This is a genomic window from Streptomyces sp. CNB091 (assembly GCF_000377965.1).
Genome location: NZ_KB898997.1, coordinates 16,244 through 30,669 on the forward strand (window position 1 = coordinate 16,244; position 14,426 = coordinate 30,669).

The 14,426-nt window shown below is 72.8% G+C and carries 14 protein-coding genes; 8 read left to right on the top strand and 6 right to left on the bottom strand.

Annotation, left to right across the window (positions count from 1 at the left end):
- Positions 1–112: 112 nt before the first annotated feature.
- The 4 genes from D581_RS0115295 to D581_RS0115310 all read right to left on the bottom strand — a co-directional run bounded on the left by D581_RS0115295 (position 113) and on the right by D581_RS0115310 (position 3,369).
- Positions 113–859, bottom strand: a complete 747-nt coding sequence (locus D581_RS0115295) for a response regulator (protein WP_018958093.1) — start codon at positions 857–859, stop codon at positions 113–115.
- Positions 856–2,139: a sensor histidine kinase gene (locus D581_RS0115300; RefSeq protein ID WP_018958094.1), complete on the bottom strand. Its 1,284-nt coding sequence runs from the start codon at positions 2,137–2,139 to the stop codon at positions 856–858. Before D581_RS0115300 ends, D581_RS0115295 begins: the two co-directional genes overlap by 4 nt.
- 156 nt (positions 2,140–2,295) lie before the next feature.
- Positions 2,296–2,574 carry a PspA-associated protein PspAA gene (gene pspAA, locus D581_RS0115305; protein WP_020679206.1) on the bottom strand — a complete coding sequence of 93 codons (279 nt, stop codon included), beginning with the start codon at positions 2,572–2,574 and terminating at the stop codon, positions 2,296–2,298.
- A gap of 9 nt (positions 2,575–2,583) precedes the next feature.
- Positions 2,584–3,369, bottom strand: a complete 786-nt coding sequence (locus D581_RS0115310; protein WP_018958096.1) for a PspA/IM30 family protein — start codon at positions 3,367–3,369, stop codon at positions 2,584–2,586.
- 319 nt (positions 3,370–3,688) lie between these two features.
- Between D581_RS0115310 and D581_RS0115315 the strand changes: the two genes are divergently transcribed.
- The 3 genes from D581_RS0115315 (at position 3,689) to D581_RS0115325 (ending at position 6,305) form a co-directional block, all read left to right on the top strand.
- Positions 3,689–4,288 carry a DUF3043 domain-containing protein gene (locus tag D581_RS0115315; protein WP_026290538.1) on the top strand — a complete coding sequence of 200 codons (600 nt, stop codon included), beginning with the start codon at positions 3,689–3,691 and terminating at the stop codon, positions 4,286–4,288.
- A gap of 128 nt (positions 4,289–4,416) precedes the next feature.
- Entirely contained in the window at positions 4,417–5,079 is a 663-nt protein-coding gene (locus D581_RS0115320; RefSeq protein WP_018958098.1) for a class I SAM-dependent methyltransferase, read from the top strand.
- A gap of 137 nt (positions 5,080–5,216) precedes the next feature.
- Positions 5,217–6,305, top strand: a complete 1,089-nt coding sequence (locus tag D581_RS0115325) for a trypsin-like peptidase domain-containing protein (RefSeq protein WP_018958099.1) — start codon at positions 5,217–5,219, stop codon at positions 6,303–6,305.
- A 92-nt stretch (positions 6,306–6,397) separates the two neighbouring features.
- On the opposite strand, the gene D581_RS0115330 is transcribed toward D581_RS0115325, so the two are convergent.
- Positions 6,398–6,607, bottom strand: a complete 210-nt coding sequence (locus D581_RS0115330) for a hypothetical protein (RefSeq protein ID WP_018958100.1) — start codon at positions 6,605–6,607, stop codon at positions 6,398–6,400.
- Between the two features lie 78 nt (positions 6,608–6,685).
- Here D581_RS0115330 and D581_RS0115335 point away from each other — a divergent pair, with 78 nt between their 5' ends.
- Together D581_RS0115335 and cobT are read left to right on the top strand one after the other, a co-directional pair.
- Complete coding sequence (locus D581_RS0115335) at positions 6,686–7,888, top strand: bifunctional adenosylcobinamide kinase/adenosylcobinamide-phosphate guanylyltransferase (RefSeq protein WP_018958101.1); 1,203 nt, start codon at positions 6,686–6,688, stop codon at positions 7,886–7,888.
- A gap of 181 nt (positions 7,889–8,069) precedes the next feature.
- Positions 8,070–9,191 (top strand): nicotinate-nucleotide--dimethylbenzimidazole phosphoribosyltransferase, encoded by a 1,122-nt coding sequence (cobT, locus tag D581_RS0115340; protein WP_018958102.1) that lies wholly within the window; start codon positions 8,070–8,072, stop codon positions 9,189–9,191.
- Between the two features lie 21 nt (positions 9,192–9,212).
- Here the strand turns inward: cobT and D581_RS0115345 are convergent, their stop codons facing one another.
- Positions 9,213–9,974 (bottom strand): hypothetical protein, encoded by a 762-nt coding sequence (locus D581_RS0115345; protein WP_018958103.1) that lies wholly within the window; start codon positions 9,972–9,974, stop codon positions 9,213–9,215.
- An 88-nt stretch (positions 9,975–10,062) separates the two neighbouring features.
- On the opposite strand from D581_RS0115345, the gene D581_RS0115350 reads away from it, so the two are divergent.
- From D581_RS0115350 to lpdA, 3 genes are all read left to right on the top strand, one after another.
- Positions 10,063–10,845, top strand: coding sequence for an adenosylcobinamide-GDP ribazoletransferase (locus D581_RS0115350; RefSeq protein ID WP_018958104.1), 783 nt, complete (start codon positions 10,063–10,065; stop codon positions 10,843–10,845).
- Positions 10,846–11,067: 222 nt separating this feature from the next.
- Entirely contained in the window at positions 11,068–12,624 is a 1,557-nt protein-coding gene (locus D581_RS0115355) for a leucyl aminopeptidase (protein WP_018958105.1), read from the top strand.
- Positions 12,625–12,993: 369 nt separating this feature from the next.
- Positions 12,994–14,382: a dihydrolipoyl dehydrogenase gene (gene lpdA, locus D581_RS0115360; RefSeq protein ID WP_018958106.1), complete on the top strand. Its 1,389-nt coding sequence runs from the start codon at positions 12,994–12,996 to the stop codon at positions 14,380–14,382.
- Positions 14,383–14,426 lie beyond the last annotated feature (44 nt).

A 14,426-nucleotide genomic window follows, 5' to 3' on the forward strand; every position in this document is an offset into this window, starting at 1 on the left:
CCAGTCCTACGATCTCCGCTCCGCGCCGCCGATTCGTCGCCCCCCGGGCTGCTTTCTTATGCCGCGCATACCGCAGGTGGAGTACACCGCAGTACGCCGGAACTCCACCCGGTCACTCCGCCCGGGGACGCACCAGGCCCGATTCGTAGGCGATTACCACCAATTGGGCCCGGTCCCGGGCTCCCAGCTTCGCCATCGCCCGGTTCACATGGGTCTTGACGGTGAGCGGGCTGACCGCGAGCCGCTCGGCGATCCGGTCGTTGGAGTGGCCGCCCGCGACCTGCACCAGCACCTCGCGTTCGCGGCCGGTGAGCGCCGCCAGCCGCTCCGCGTACTCCGCGCTGTCCGGCCCCTCCCCCGAGCTGCCGCCCTGGGCCAGGAACGTGGCGATGAGCCCCTTGGTCGCGGCGGGCGAGAGCAGCGCCTCGCCGGCCGCGGCGATCCGGATGGCGTTGAGGAGCTCCTCCGGCTCCGCGCCCTTCCCGAGGAAGCCGGAGGCCCCGGCGCGCAGCGACTGGACCACGTACTCGTCGACCTCGAAGGTGGTGAGCATGACCACCCGCACCGCGGACAGTTCCGGGTCGGCGCTGATCATGCGGGTGGCGGCGAGTCCGTCGGTGCCCGGCATCCGGATGTCCATGAGCACCACGTCGGCGCCGGTGGCGCGGGCCAGCTCGACGGCCTGGGCCCCGTCGGCCGCCTCGCCGACCACTTCCATGTCCGGTTCGGAGTCCACCAGCACCCGGAACGCGCTGCGCAGCAGCGCCTGGTCGTCGGCGAGCAGCACCCTGATGGGAGCCTGCTGCGGCACGGTCGTCGGTTCCGGTGACGGGGTCGGTGCCGGGGTCGGCTGGGTCATCGGCAGAGCCTCGTTCCGCCCGCTGTGCCCGGCCGCTCCGGTTCACCCTTGCGGGCCTCGACCGGAAGGATCGCATGGACCCGGAATCCGCCGCCGTACCGAGGACCCGCGGTGAGGGCCCCGCCGAGGGCGGTGACGCGTTCGCGCATGCCGACCAGGCCGTGACCGCCGCTGTCCAGGTCGTCGTCGGCTCCGGCGCCGGGCCGTCGGCCGGCGCACCCCCGGCCGTTGTCGAGCACGGTGACCTCGGCGGTGGCGCCCACCCGTACGACGCTCACCTCGGCCCTGGCCCCGGCGCCCGCGTGCTTGCGGACGTTGGTCAGGGCCTCCTGGATGACCCGGTAGGCGGCCAGGTCGACGGCGGCGGGCAGCCGGTTCCCGTGGTCGGAGCATGCCACCTCGACGGGGAGCCCGGCGTTGCGGAAGGTGTCGACCAGCTCGCCGAGGACGGCGAGTCCGGGGGCCGGTTCGGTGGGCGCCTCGGGGTCGCCCTGCTGGCGCAGGAGGCCGACGGTGACCCGGAGTTCGTTGAGCGCGGAGCGGCTGGCGTCGCGGACGTGGGCGAGTGCTTCCTTGGCCTGGTCCGGGCGCTTGTCCATGACGTGGGCGGCGACCCCGGCCTGGACGTTGACCAGGGCGATGTGGTGGGCGACGACGTCGTGGAGGTCCCGCGCGATCCGCAGCCGCTCCTCGGCGACCCGGCGGCGGGCCTCCTCCTCGCGGGTGCGCTCGGCCCGCTCGGCTCGTTCCCGGATGGCGTCGACGAACGCGCGTCTGCTGCGTACGGCGTCCCCGGCGGCCCCGGCCATCCCGGTCCAGGCGAACACGCCGAGGTTCTCCTGGCTGTACCAGGGCGTCGAGCCGAAGACCATGGAGGCCGCCGTGAGCGCCCCCATGGTCAGCAGCCCGACCCGCCAGGTGGTGGGGCGGTCGGTGCGCGAGGCGACGGTGTACAGGGCGATGACCGTGCTCATGACGACCGGGGCGGGCGGATCCATCAGGATGTACTCGGTGGCCGAGAGGACCCCGGTGACGGCGAGCACCGCCATCGGACGCCGTCGCCGCAGGACCAGGGCCACGGCGGCGACGACCATCAGGAGCACGCTGAACAGCTCGGGGGTGCGGGTGCCGAAAGTCGGCCCGTGTCCGGTGCCCGGGTCCGCGAACGAACCGGCGATCATCGCGACGAGGGAGCCGAGGGCGAGGGTCGCGTCGAGCGCGAGGGGATGGTCCCGGAGCCAGCGGCGGGCGCGCGCGAAGCCGGACGAGAGGGTGGTCACGTCCAGCTACGGTACGCGGCCCCCGCTCCGGTACGGGGGCCTTCTCCGGGGAGGGGCGCGGAGCAGCGCTGCCCCGCGTCCGGCGGACCGGGCGCGGGGCAGCGGTGCGGGGTGCTGGTGCGGCGATCCACGGGCCCGCCGGGCCGGCCCGTGGACTCAGTTGGGGATGAGTCCGCCGTCGCTGAGCATGGCGGTGACGTCTTCGAGGGTGGCGTCGGGCGCCGGCAGGATCAGCTCGGACGGCTCCAGGGAGTCGTCCGGCAGCGGAGTGCCGAGCTCGCGCACCTTGTCCAGGAGCGCGTGGAGGGTCGTGCGGAAGCCGGGGCCGTCGCCGCTCTCCATCTCCTTGAGCAGGACTTCGTCGAGCTCGTTCAGTTCGACGAGGTGACTGTCGGCCAGCTTGACCTGGCCCTCCCCCATGATCCGTACGATCATGACGCTGCCTTACTGCTTGTCGAACTTGTGCGGGGACGACTGCTGCGGCTGCTGCGCACCGTCCTGTGCGCCGCCCTCGATGGCCTGCTGCGAGGACGAGGAGCCGCCGGCCAGCTCGGCCTTCATGCGCTGCAGCTCCAGCTCCACGTCGGTGCCGCCGGAGATCCGGTCCAGCTCGGCGGCGATGTCGTCCTTCGCCGTGCCGGTCGGGTCGTCCAGGGCGCCGGAGGCGAGCAGCTCGTCGATGGCGCCGGCCCGCGCCTGGAGCTGCTGCGTCTTGTCCTCGGCACGCTGGATCGCGAGGCCCACATCGCCCATCTCCTCGGAGATGCCGGAGAAGGCCTCGCCGATCCGGGTCTGGGCCTGGGCCGCCGTGTAGGTGGCCTTGATGGTCTCCTTCTTCGTGCGGAAGGCGTCGACCTTGGCCTGGAGGCGCTGGGCCGCGAGGGTGAGCTTCTCCTCCTCGCCCTGCAGCGTGGTGTGCTGCGTCTCCAGGTCGGTGACCTGCTGCTGGAGGGCGGCGCGCCGGGACAGCGCTTCGCGCGCCAGGTCCTCACGGCCCAGCGCCAGCGCCTTGCGGCCCTGGTCCTCCAGCTTGGACGACTGGCCCTGCAGCTGGTTCAGCTGCAGCTCCAGGCGCTTGCGGGACGTCGCCACGTCGGCGACGCCGCGGCGCACCTTCTGAAGCAGCTCCAGCTGCTTCTGGTACGAGTAGTCAAGGGTCTCGCGCGGATCCTCGGCCCGGTCAAGGGCCTTGTTTGCCTTCGCGCGGAAGAGCATCCCCATACGCTTCATGACACCGCTCATGGGCTTCGCGCGCCCCCTTCTGACGGACTGGACTCCAGCACTCCCGATAGAACCCACAGTACGGGCCCTGCCTCTATTACCGCACTGTTCGGACGTCGATGTGCTCCTCCCCAAGGACGACTGCGCCCCGTGAACACTCCCGCCCAGGGTGTAGGTGAGGCCCCGGAACATTCTGGTGACGGGTGCGGGAACGGGTGGTTGACACCCGTATCGCCCCGTCGGGACACCTGTGGGGACGCCGTCCGTTGCCGGATCGTTCCCGCCCGGGTCTCCGGGCCCGCGCGCCGACCCCGTACCCTTGGGTTTTGTGTTCCGTAGCCGTGCCAAGACAGAGAAGGCCCCCACCGACAAGGTGACGGCGGACCTCTCCCAGCAGCCCCGCGACCCGCAGGCTCCCAAGGGTCGCCCCACCCCCAAGCGCAGCGAGGCCCAGACGCAGCGCCGTCGTGCCGCGTCGAGTGCGCCGACCGATCGCAAGGCGGCCATGAAGCGCCAGCGCGAAGCGCGGCGCACCGACCTGGCGAGGCAGCGCGAGGCTCTCGCCTCCGGCGACGAGCGCTACCTCCCGGTCCGCGACAAGGGCCCGGTCAGGCGCTTCGTCCGCGATTACGTGGACTCGCGCTTCTGCATCGCCGAGTGGTTCCTGCCGCTCGCCGTGATCATCCTGATCCTCAGCGTGATCCAGGTGCAGAACATCCAGAGCATCTCGTTGCTGCTCTGGCTCGGCGTGATCATCCTGATCGTGATCGACTCGATCGGTATCTCGATGCGCCTGAAGAAGCAGCTGCGCGAGCGCTTCCCGGACACGCCGAAGCGCGGAGCCGTGGCGTACGGCCTGATGCGCACGCTCCAGATGCGCCGACTGCGGCTTCCGAAGCCGCAGGTCAAGCGCGGAGAGCGGCCCTGAGCACGGAGGCCTCCGGCTTCACCGGGGCCTCCTCGGCGTGGCTGGCAGGTCTCGGCGGCGTACGCGACCGGGTCCGCCAGGAGCTCGTCGCGCGTCAGCTGGACGAGCAGATAGCCGGGCGGTTCCCGGTGGGGCAGCGGCTGCGCGTCCTGGACGTCGGCATGGGCCAGGGCACCCAGGCCCTGCGGCTGGCGCGGGCCGGTCACTCGGTGACCGGCCTGGAGTCGGACGACGGGATGCTGACGGCGGCCCGTGAGGCCCTGGCGACCGAGCCCGAGGGCATCCGGGAGCGGGTCAGGCTCATCGAGGGCGACGGCCGGGACACCGGTGTGCACTTCCTGCCCGGCAGCTTCGACGTGGTGCTGTGCCACGGCGTCCTGATGTACGTCGAGGAGCCGGACCCGATGCTGGCCGGGCTCGCCCGGATGCTGGCCCCCGGCGGGCTGCTCTCCCTGCTCGTACGGAACGCGGACGCGCTCGCGATGCGCCCGGGGCTCGCCGGTGACTTCGGCGCGGCCCTGACCGCCTTCGACACCGCCACGTACACCAACCGCCTCGGCCTCACCGTGCGGGCCGACCGGCTCGACGCGCTGCGGGCCACGCTCGCGGGGATCGCCGCCCCGCTGCACGCCTGGTACGGGGTGCGGATCTTCACGGACAACGTGGCGGACGGGGCGGAGCTGCCTGCCGAGGAGCTGGAGCGGGCCCTGGCCCTGGAGGACCGGGCCGGGCGCACCGACCCCTACCGGGGGGTGGCGGCGCTGCTGCACCTGTGCGGCGTGCGCGGCTGACGCGGACATCACGTGGGCGGGCTCGTTCATCACGTGGGCGGGCCCGTTCTCACGTGGGTGGGCCCGTTCTCACGTGGGTGGGCCCGTTCGGCTCATCAGTTCGGGCACCCGGGTGGGGCGAGCGTCAGACTCCGGATATGGACGTCTCCCCCTCCCGCAGCCGGGCGCGCAGGCTGCTGCTTCCCCTGTCCGTGGCCGTCTGCGCCATCGCCCTGGCGGGCGGCTGCTCCGGTACGAGTCCGGCGGCTCCCGCCCCCGAAGCCAGTGCGTCCGGTACGGCGCAGGGTGCGGTGAAGCGCGCCCCCGACGACCTGGAGAACGCCTACCAGGACGTCATCAACGACGTACTGCCGTCGGTGGTGCAGATCGACGCCTCGGAAGGCCTCGGTTCCGGGGTCGTCTACGACGACAGGGGGCACATCGTCACCAACGCCCATGTGGTCGGCGACGAGGAGAAGTTCAAGGTCAGCGTCGCCACCGGGGAGGCGGTGCTGAGCGCCTCGCTGGTCTCCTCCTACCCGGAGCAGGACCTGGCCGTGATCAAGCTCGACGAGGTGCCGGACGGGCTGAAGCCCGCGAAGTTCGGCGACGCGGAGAAGGTCGAGGTGGGGCAGATCGTGCTGGCGATGGGCTCGCCGCTCGGCCTGTCCAGCAGCGTCACCCAGGGCATCGTCTCGGCGCTCGGCCGGACCGTGAGCGAGAGCCGGGCGGGCGGCGGCACGGGCGCGACGATCGCCAACATGGTGCAGACGTCCGCGGCGATCAACCCGGGCAACAGCGGCGGGGCGCTCGTCAACCTCGACAGCCAGGTGATCGGCATTCCGACCCTCGCGGCGACCGACCCGCAGATGGGCGACAGCGCGGCGCCGGGCATCGGCTTCGCGATCCCCGTCTCGATGGTGAGGACGGTCGCCGACCAGATCATCAAGGACGGCAAGGTCACCGATTCGGGCCGGGCCGCGCTGAACATCACGGGCCGCACGGTCGTCGACGACAGCTACCGCCCCGCCGGGGTGGCGCTGGTCAGCGTGGAGCGGGGCGGCGCGGCGGACGACGCGGGGCTGAGGCCCGGGGACACCATCACGAAGATCGAGGACAGCGAGGTCACCACGATCACCTCGCTCTCCGAGGCGCTGGCGGGCGACAAGCCCGGCCAGAAGGTGACCGTGACGTACGCGCGCGACGGCGACAGCCGGACGGCGGAGGTCACGCTCGGGGAGATCTGAGCCCCGCCGACAGCGGAAAGGGCGGTACGGGTCTCCCGTACCGCCCTTTCCGCTGTCGGCGTCCGCTGTCGGCGTCCGCTGTCGGCCGAACCTCAGGCGCTGTCCGCCTTCAGGCTCATCGGGCCGTAGATCTTGGTGGTGTCCTCGAAGAGCGTCACCTGTGCGGCGCCGCCTTCCAGGAGCTCCTTCCAGAACTCACCGATCCAGGACTCCGCGTCGCCCTGGGTGGTGAACTCCTCCGGCTGCAACGCCGGCTCCGTCTCCGTACCGTCGGACTTCTCGAACCGCCACGTCCACGCCATGCCAGCCTCCTGGGTCACGTTGCTTCCCGAAGCGTAGCCGGACGCGCACCTCACGCGGGGACACGGGAGGATCAAGGTGTGGAACTGACTCTGCTCGGCACCGGAGCCCCCGACGGGCTGCCCCGCCCCTCCTGTCCCTGCGCGGCCTGCGCCTCGGCCCGCGGCCCGTGGGCGCGGGCCGCGACGGCGCTGCTGGTCGACGGCGCGCTGCTGCTGGACCTCACCCCCGGGGCGGTGTTCGCCGCCGCCCGCGCGGGACGTTCGCTGGGCGCGGTCCGGCAGGTGCTGCTGACGCACCCGCACGACGGGCCCGCCGTCGAGCTGCCCGCCCTGCTGCCGCCGGCCGGCCGGGTTCCGGACGGCCAGGTCCTGACGCTGATCAGCGGGCACCGGGTGCGGGCGATGGCGATGGACGCCCCGGGGACCGGTTACGAGGTGACCTCCCCGGAGGGCGAGCGGCTGCTGTACCTGCCGCCGGGGGCCGCCCCCTCCGGCCTGCCCGAGCGGCTGGACCGGCCCCTGGACATGGTCGTCCTCGATGTGATCGGGCGGCCCGACGCGGTGGCCCGGCTGCGGTCGGCCGGAGCGGTCGGGCCGGCCACCGAGGTGATCGCGGTCCACCTGGACCACGACGCCCCGCCGGGCCCGGCGCTGGACCGGCGGCTGGCGGCGGCCGGCGCGCGGGCGGTGCCGGACGGGACGACGCTGGTGGTGGGCGAGTACCACGCGGTGCCGGACGTGCCGCGCCGGGTGCTGGTGACGGGGGGCGCGCGGTCGGGGAAGTCGCTGGAGGCGGAGCAGCGCATGGAGACCTTCCCGGAGGTGGTGTACGTGGCGACCGGCGGCCGCCGCGAGGGGGACCCGGAGTGGGCGGCCCGGATCGGACTGCACCGGGAGCGCAGGCCCGGCGCCTGGCGGACCGAGGAGACGTGCGAGGTCGCGGAGCTGCTGCGGGCGGACGGGCCGCCGCTGCTGATCGACTGCCTGTCGCTGTGGCTGACCGACGCGATGGACCGGGTGGAGGCCTGGGAGGACGAGCGGTGGCACGGTGGCGGCGAGGCGGCGTTGCGGGAGCGGGTCGCGGAGCTGGTCGCCGCGGTGCGCGGGGCCCGGCGGCCGGTGGTGCTGGTGACCAACGAGGTGGGGTCCGGGGTGGTGCCGGCGACGTCGGCGGGGCGGCGGTTCCGGGACGAGCTGGGGCGGCTGAACGCGGCGGTGGCGGCCGAGTGCGAGCAGGTGCTGCTGGTGGTGGCGGGGCAGGTGCTGGTGCTGCGGGGGTAGGCGGCCCGCGGCGGGGGCAGGGGGGCCGGCCCTTGGCCCTGGTTCGGGGCACGGTCCTCCGGGTGGGCCGACCGGTACTGTTCCGGCTGGGGCCTGTCCGGTGCTGATCCGGACAGCCCCGGGGGCCCGCCGCCGGGTTCCCGGACCGGACCCGACGTGACGACCCGCGAGGCAGACCTCCGTGAACCTGGACGACTTCTCCGACCTGATCCAACGCCCCGACGGGGGTGTGCGGCGCGATGCCGAGGAGCGGCGCGAGCGGCTGACCGTGCCCCCGGGGGCGCTCGGACGGCTCGACGAGCTGGGCGAGTGGCTCAGCGCCGCGCAGCAGTCCGTGCCGGTCAGGGCCGTCGAGCAGCCGCGTCTGGTGCTCTTCGCCGGTGACCACGGGGTGGCGGAACTGGGCGTCTCCGGCCGGCCCGCGGGAAGCGCGTACGAGCTGGTGCGCTCCGCCCTCGACGGGGCGAGCCCGGTCTCGGTGCTGGCGCGGCGCTTCTCGGTGCCGATGCGGATCGTGGACGTCTCCCTGGACTGCGATCCGGAGCTGCTGCCCGAGTCCGTGGTGCGGCACCGGGTGCGGCGGGGTTCGGGACGGATCGACGTCGAGGACGCGATCAGCGCGGAGGAGGCCGGGCAGGCGGTCCGTCTGGGCATGGCGATCGCCGACGAGGAGGCGGACTCCGGCACCGATCTGGTGGTGCTCGGCGACCTCAGCGTGGGCGGGACCACGGCCGCGGCCACCCTCGTCGCGGCACTCTGCGGAACGGACGCCTCCGTGGTGACCGGTCGCGGCGGCGCGGGCATCGACGACCTGGCGTGGATGCGCAAGTGCGCGGTGATCAGGGACGCGTTGCGCCGGGCCCGGCCGGTGCTCGGTGACCAGCTGGAGCTGCTGGCGACGTCGGGCGGGGCGGATCTGGCGGCGATGACGGGCTTCCTGTTGCAGAGCGCGGTACGCCGGATGCCGGTGATCCTGGACGGGGTCGTCTCGGCGGCCTGCGCGCTGGTGGCGCAGCGGGCGGCGTTCCGGGCGCCGGACTGGTGGCTGGCCGGTCAGGTCAGCGGGGAGCCCGCGCAGACGAAGGCGCTGGACCGGATGGCGCTGACCCCGCTGCTGGACCACGGCGTGACGGTGGGCGAGGGCAGCGGTGCGCTGCTGGCGCTGCCGCTGGTGCGGGCGGCGGCGGCGCTGGCCGCCGAACTGCCGGAGCGGGAACCGGAGAAGACCGTGGCCGAGCAGGACGCGGAGGGCGCGGAAGCCCCGGAGTCGGGGCCGGAGGCGGCTGCCCTCGACGGCGTCTGAGGCTGAGGTGTGCCCGGGCCCTCAGGACCTGGGCGCGGGCGGTGGGACGCGGTCCGGGGCGCCGCCGATGAGGTCCTGGAACTTCCGGCGCGGCCCGGCCCAGCGCACGTCGTGGTGGTAGGCCCGCAGCAGTGCCCGGGAGCGGGCCCGGTGGCGGTGGCGGTAGAAGCGCCTGGCCCAGGGGGAGGTGGGGCGGGCCAGCCGGACCGCGCCGACCAGGGCGACGAGGGGGACGAGGGTGCCGAGCACCGCCATCCGTGCCTTGCCCTTGAACAGGGCGGTCAGGACGAAGCAGAAGTTGATCACGTAGGTCGTGATGAGGCCGAGCCTCCCCTGTTGCTCCTCGTCGGTGACGTCGTCGACGCCGAGCGGCGAGAAGCCCGCCAGGACCAGCGCCACCAGCGAGACGGTCAGCACGACCACCTCCACGCTCCGGCGGCCCTCCTCGGTCCAGTACACGTCGTCCAGATGCAGGATCAGGGCGAACTCGTCCAGCACCAGACCGGCCCCCACCCCGAAGACCACCGCGCAGATCCCCGCGGCCACGCCGTGCCGCCCGCCGGCCACCGCGCCGAATCCGCCGATCACCGTCAGCACGACCCCGGGCACCACGTGGTGGATGTGCACCCCGCCCGGGGTGATGTCGCGGAACGGGCCCTTCCCGGCACGGATCATGCGGGTGACGGTGCGGGTGATCGCGAAGGTCAGGACGAAGGCGGCCAGCGCGAGGAGCAGGGGCGTCTTGCCCGGCTCCGCGATGTTGTCGTGCCACCAGTGACCCATGCCACCCACTCCCGATACGTCAGGTTTCGCGGCGATTGACGCGTTTCGCCCAATCTATCGGCGGGGCCCAGCGGCTAGCCTGCGCGCGGTGACCTCCCTGAACAGCCACGGCATACGTTTCGCCTTCGGCACCCTGACCGTGCTGCCCGTCCGCGTGACCCGCTGGGACCGCGGGACCGCCCGCTCCGGCATGCTCTGGGCCCCGCTCGCCGGGCTCGTGGTGGGGCTGCTCGCCGGGGCCCTCGGCTCACTGTCCCTGCTGGCCGGCTCGGGGCCGCTGCTCGCGGCGGTCGCCTCCGTCGCGGTGCCCGCCGCCCTGACCCGGGGGCTGCACCTGGACGGCCTGGCGGACACGGCGGACGGCCTCGGCAGCGGAAAGCCGGCCGAGGACGCGCTGCGGATCATGAAGCAGTCCGACATTGGGCCGTTCGGTGTCATCACGCTGCTGCTGGTCCTGCTGGCCCAGGTCGCCGTCCTCTTCGAGCTGTACGGGGAGGGCTGGGCGCACGGGGCCCTCGGGGCCGTCGTCGCGGGCGTCGCCGCCCGCCTCGCGCTGACCCTGGCGTCCCGTCAGGGCGTCCCGGCGGCCCGGCCGGAGGGGCTCGGCGCGGTGGTGGCGTCCACGGTCCCGGCCGGGCGGGCTCTGCTCGCGGCGGTGGTGACGGTGGCGCTGTGCGCGGTGGCGGGCGCGCCCCTCGGCCCGTACGGGGAGCTGCGCCACGCGCTCGCGGTGCTCGTCGCGCTCGCCGCGGGCGAACTGCTGCTGCGGCACTGCGTGCGGCGGTTCGGCGGGGTCACCGGGGACGTCTTCGGGGGCGTCGGGGAGACGGCGGCGACGGCGGCCCTGGTGGCACTGGCGCTCGGGACCTGACGGAGGGGCACATCGGCGGCCTTGCTTCCCGGGCCTTCCCGGGCCTTTCCGGACCGCCGTAACGGTCGGAGAAGGTCCCGGAAGCCCCGCCGCCGTCCCGGAGCAGGAACCGCGCGCGTAGGCTCATTCCCGGCACATCGTCGGGGCGTCTACGATGCGCCGGGCACGGTCGGCCCACCCCTCGACCGAACTCGAACTCAACGGAAGCGAGATTTCACCACCGTGACTGCTCTCACTCTCAGCACTGCCGGTGCGGCGACGCTGCGCGCCGACGCACTCGTCGTCGGCGTCGCCAAGGGCGCTGGGTCCAAGTCGGGTCTGGTCCTCGCGCCCGGCGCCGAGGCCGTGGACAAGGCGTTCGACGGAAAGCTCGCCGCCGTCCTCGCGACCCTGGGCGCCACCGGTGCCGAGGGCGAACTGACCAAGCTGCCCGCCGCGTCCGGTCTCAAGGCCCCGGTCGTCGTCGCGGTCGGCCTCGGTCCGGTCCCGGACAAGGAGGACGCCTACGACGCCGAGGCGCTGCGCCGCGCGGCGGGCACCGCGGCCCGTGCGCTGACCGGCTCCAAGAAGGCCGGCTTCGCGCTGCCCGCCGCCTCCGTCGAGGACGCCGCCGCCGTCGCCGAGGGCGCGCTCCTGGGCGCGTACGCCTTCACCGCCTACCAGGGCGGCGAGAACAAGCTCGCCCCCAAGGACGCGAAGTCCAAGGACAGTGGCCCGAAACTGCCGCTCGCCGAGGTGGCCCTGCTCGGCGCGAAGCCGCGTGACAAGGCCTACAAGGCCGCCGTCGAGCGCGCCCTCGCCCTGGTCGAGGAGATCAACCGCGCCCGCGACCTGATCAACACCCCGCCGAACGACCTGTACCCGGAGTCCTTCGCCGCCGTGGCCACCGCCGCGGGCAAGGAGCACGGCGTCAAGGTCCAGGTCCTCGACGAGAAGGCCCTGGTCAAGGGCGGCTTCGGCGGCATCCTCGGCGTCGGCCAGGGCGCCGAGCGCGGCCCGCGCCTGGTGAGGCTCGCCTACACGCACCCGAAGGCGGAGAAGACCCTGGCCCTGGTCGGCAAGGGCATCACCTACGACTCGGGCGGCATCTCGCTCAAGCCGGCGGGCCACAACGAGACGATGAAGTGCGACATGGCCGGCGCCGCCGCCGTGTTCGCCGCCGTCGTCACCGCCGCCCGTCTGGGCCTCAAGGTCAACGTCACCGGCTGGCTCGCGCTGGCCGAGAACATGCCCTCCGGCAACGCCACCCGCCCCGGTGACGTGCTGCGCATGTACAGCGGCAAGACCGTCGAGGTGCTCAACACCGACGCCGAGGGCCGGCTCGTCCTGGCCGACGCGCTGACCCGCGCCTCGGAGGAGAAGCCGGACGCGATCGTCGACGTGGCGACCCTGACCGGCGCGATGGTGCTGGCGCTCGGCAACCGCACCTTCGGTGTGATGGCCAACGACGACGCGTTCCGCACCTCGATCCACGAGATCGCCGAGGAGGTCGGCGAGCCCTCCTGGCCGATGCCGCTCCCCGCCGACCTGCGCAAGGGCATGGACTCGCCCACAGCCGACATCGCCAACATGGGCGAGCGGATGGGCGGCGGCCTGGTGGCCGGCCTGTTCCTGAAGGAGTTCGTGGGCGAGGGCATCGCCTGGGCGCACCTGGACATCGCGGGCCCGGCGTTCCACGAGGGCGCGCCGTACGGCTACACGCCCAAGGGCGGCACCGGCTCCGCGGTCCGCACCCTGGTGCGGCTCGCCGAGCGCACTGCCGCCGGCGACCTCGGCTGAGTCCCCGCCTTCCGTCGCGTACGGCCCCGGGCATAGGTCCGGGGCCGTACGTGTTCTCGGAGCGTAAGCGGCAAGGATGAGCGGGACAGGACGGATGGGCGACGGCGGGCGAGCGGGTTTCGCTCTCGACGAACACCGGCCGAAACCGTAGGTATCTACGCAGCAGTAACCCTCCGGGACGGACGATCATCCGTCCCGGACCCGGGCCCCGCGTCCCGCCCACCGTCGACAAGTGCGAAGATGGGTTCTCGGCAGGACAGGGCCCCCACCACAGGGCCGAAGACAAAAGCGGCCGCACACCAGCCGACCGGCCGGTCACACCCCAGCGACGGGGCCCGGCGTACGGCGCACATGCATGGAGGACGTGACGTGGCGAACGACGCCAGCACCGTTTTCGACCTAGTGATCCTCGGCGGTGGCAGTGGCGGTTACGCCGCGGCCCTGCGCGGAGCGCAGCTGGGCCTGGACGTCGCCCTGATCGAGAAGGGCAAGGTCGGCGGCACCTGCCTGCACAACGGCTGCATCCCCACGAAGGCACTGCTGCACGCGGGCGAGATCGCGGACCAGGCCCGCGAGTCGGCCCAGTTCGGCGTGAAGGCGACCTTCGAGGGCATCGACATGGAGGCCGTCAACAAGTACAAGGACGATGTGATCGCGGGGCTGTACAAGGGTCTCCAGGGACTCATCGCCTCGCGCAAGGTCCACTACATCGAGGGTGAGGGCAAGCTCTCCTCCCCCACCTCCGTGGACGTGAACGGCCAGCGCGTCCAGGGCCGCCACGTGCTGCTGGCGACCGGCTCCGTGCCGAAGTCGCTGCCCGGCCTGGAGATCGACGGCAACCGGATCATCTCCTCGGACCACGCGCTGAAGATGGACCGCGTCCCGAAGTCCGCGATCGTGCTGGGCGGCGGCGTCATCGGCGTCGAGTTCGCCTCGGCGTGGAAGTCCTTCGGGACCGAGATCACGATCGTCGAGGGCCTCAAGCACCTCGTCCCGGTCGAGGACGAGAACAGCTCCAAGCTTCTTGAGCGCGCGTTCCGCAAGCGCGGCATCAAGTTCAACCTCGGCACCTTCTTCGACAAGGCCGAGTACACCGAGGACGGCGTCCGCGTGACGCTCGCCGACGGCAAGACCTTCGAGGCGGAGCTGCTGCTCGTCGCCATCGGCCGCGGCCCGGTCTCGCAGGGCCTGGGCTACGAGGAGCAGGGCGTCGCGATGGACCGCGGCTATGTCCTGGTCGACGAGTACATGCAGACCAACGTCCCGACGATCTCGGCCGTGGGCGACCTCGTCCCGACCCTCCAGCTCGCCCACGTCGGCTTCGCCGAGGGCATCCTGGTGGCGGAGCGTCTCGCCGGTCTGAAGACCGTTCCGATCGACTACGACGGCGTGCCCAAGGTGACGTACTGCCACCCCGAGGTCGCCTCCGTCGGCATCACCGAGGCCAAGGCCAAGGAGATCTACGGCGCGGACAAGGTCGTCGCCCTCAAGTACAACCTCGCGGGCAACGGCAAGAGCCGGATCCTGAAGACCGCGGGCGAGATCAAGCTCGTCCAGGTCAAGGACGGTGCCGTGGTCGGCGTCCACATGGTGGGCGACCGCATGGGCGAGCAGGTCGGCGAAGCACAGCTGATCTACAACTGGGAGGCGCTGCCCTCCGAGGTCGCCCAGCTCATCCACGCACACCCGACGCAGAACGAGGCGATGGGCGAGGCTCACCTGGCGCTGGCCGGCAAGCCTCTCCACGCCCACGACTGATCCCCCGGTCCCGGGCGCGACGACCGACCACTTCCGCAATTTCG

Coding starts and splice junctions, on each gene's coding strand:
- D581_RS0115310 (WP_018958096.1), bottom strand. CDS start 3,369: ATGAAGCGTATGGGGATGCTCTTCCGCGCGAAGGCAAACAAGGCCCTT.
- D581_RS0115330 (WP_018958100.1), bottom strand. CDS start 6,607: ATGGCGTGGACGTGGCGGTTCGAGAAGTCCGACGGTACGGAGACGGAG.
- pspAA (WP_020679206.1), bottom strand. CDS start 2,574: ATGATCGTACGGATCATGGGGGAGGGCCAGGTCAAGCTGGCCGACAGT.
- D581_RS0115325 (WP_018958099.1), top strand. CDS start 5,217: ATGGACGTCTCCCCCTCCCGCAGCCGGGCGCGCAGGCTGCTGCTTCCC.
- D581_RS0115345 (WP_018958103.1), bottom strand. CDS start 9,974: ATGGGTCACTGGTGGCACGACAACATCGCGGAGCCGGGCAAGACGCCC.
- D581_RS0115295 (WP_018958093.1), bottom strand. CDS start 859: ATGACCCAGCCGACCCCGGCACCGACCCCGTCACCGGAACCGACGACC.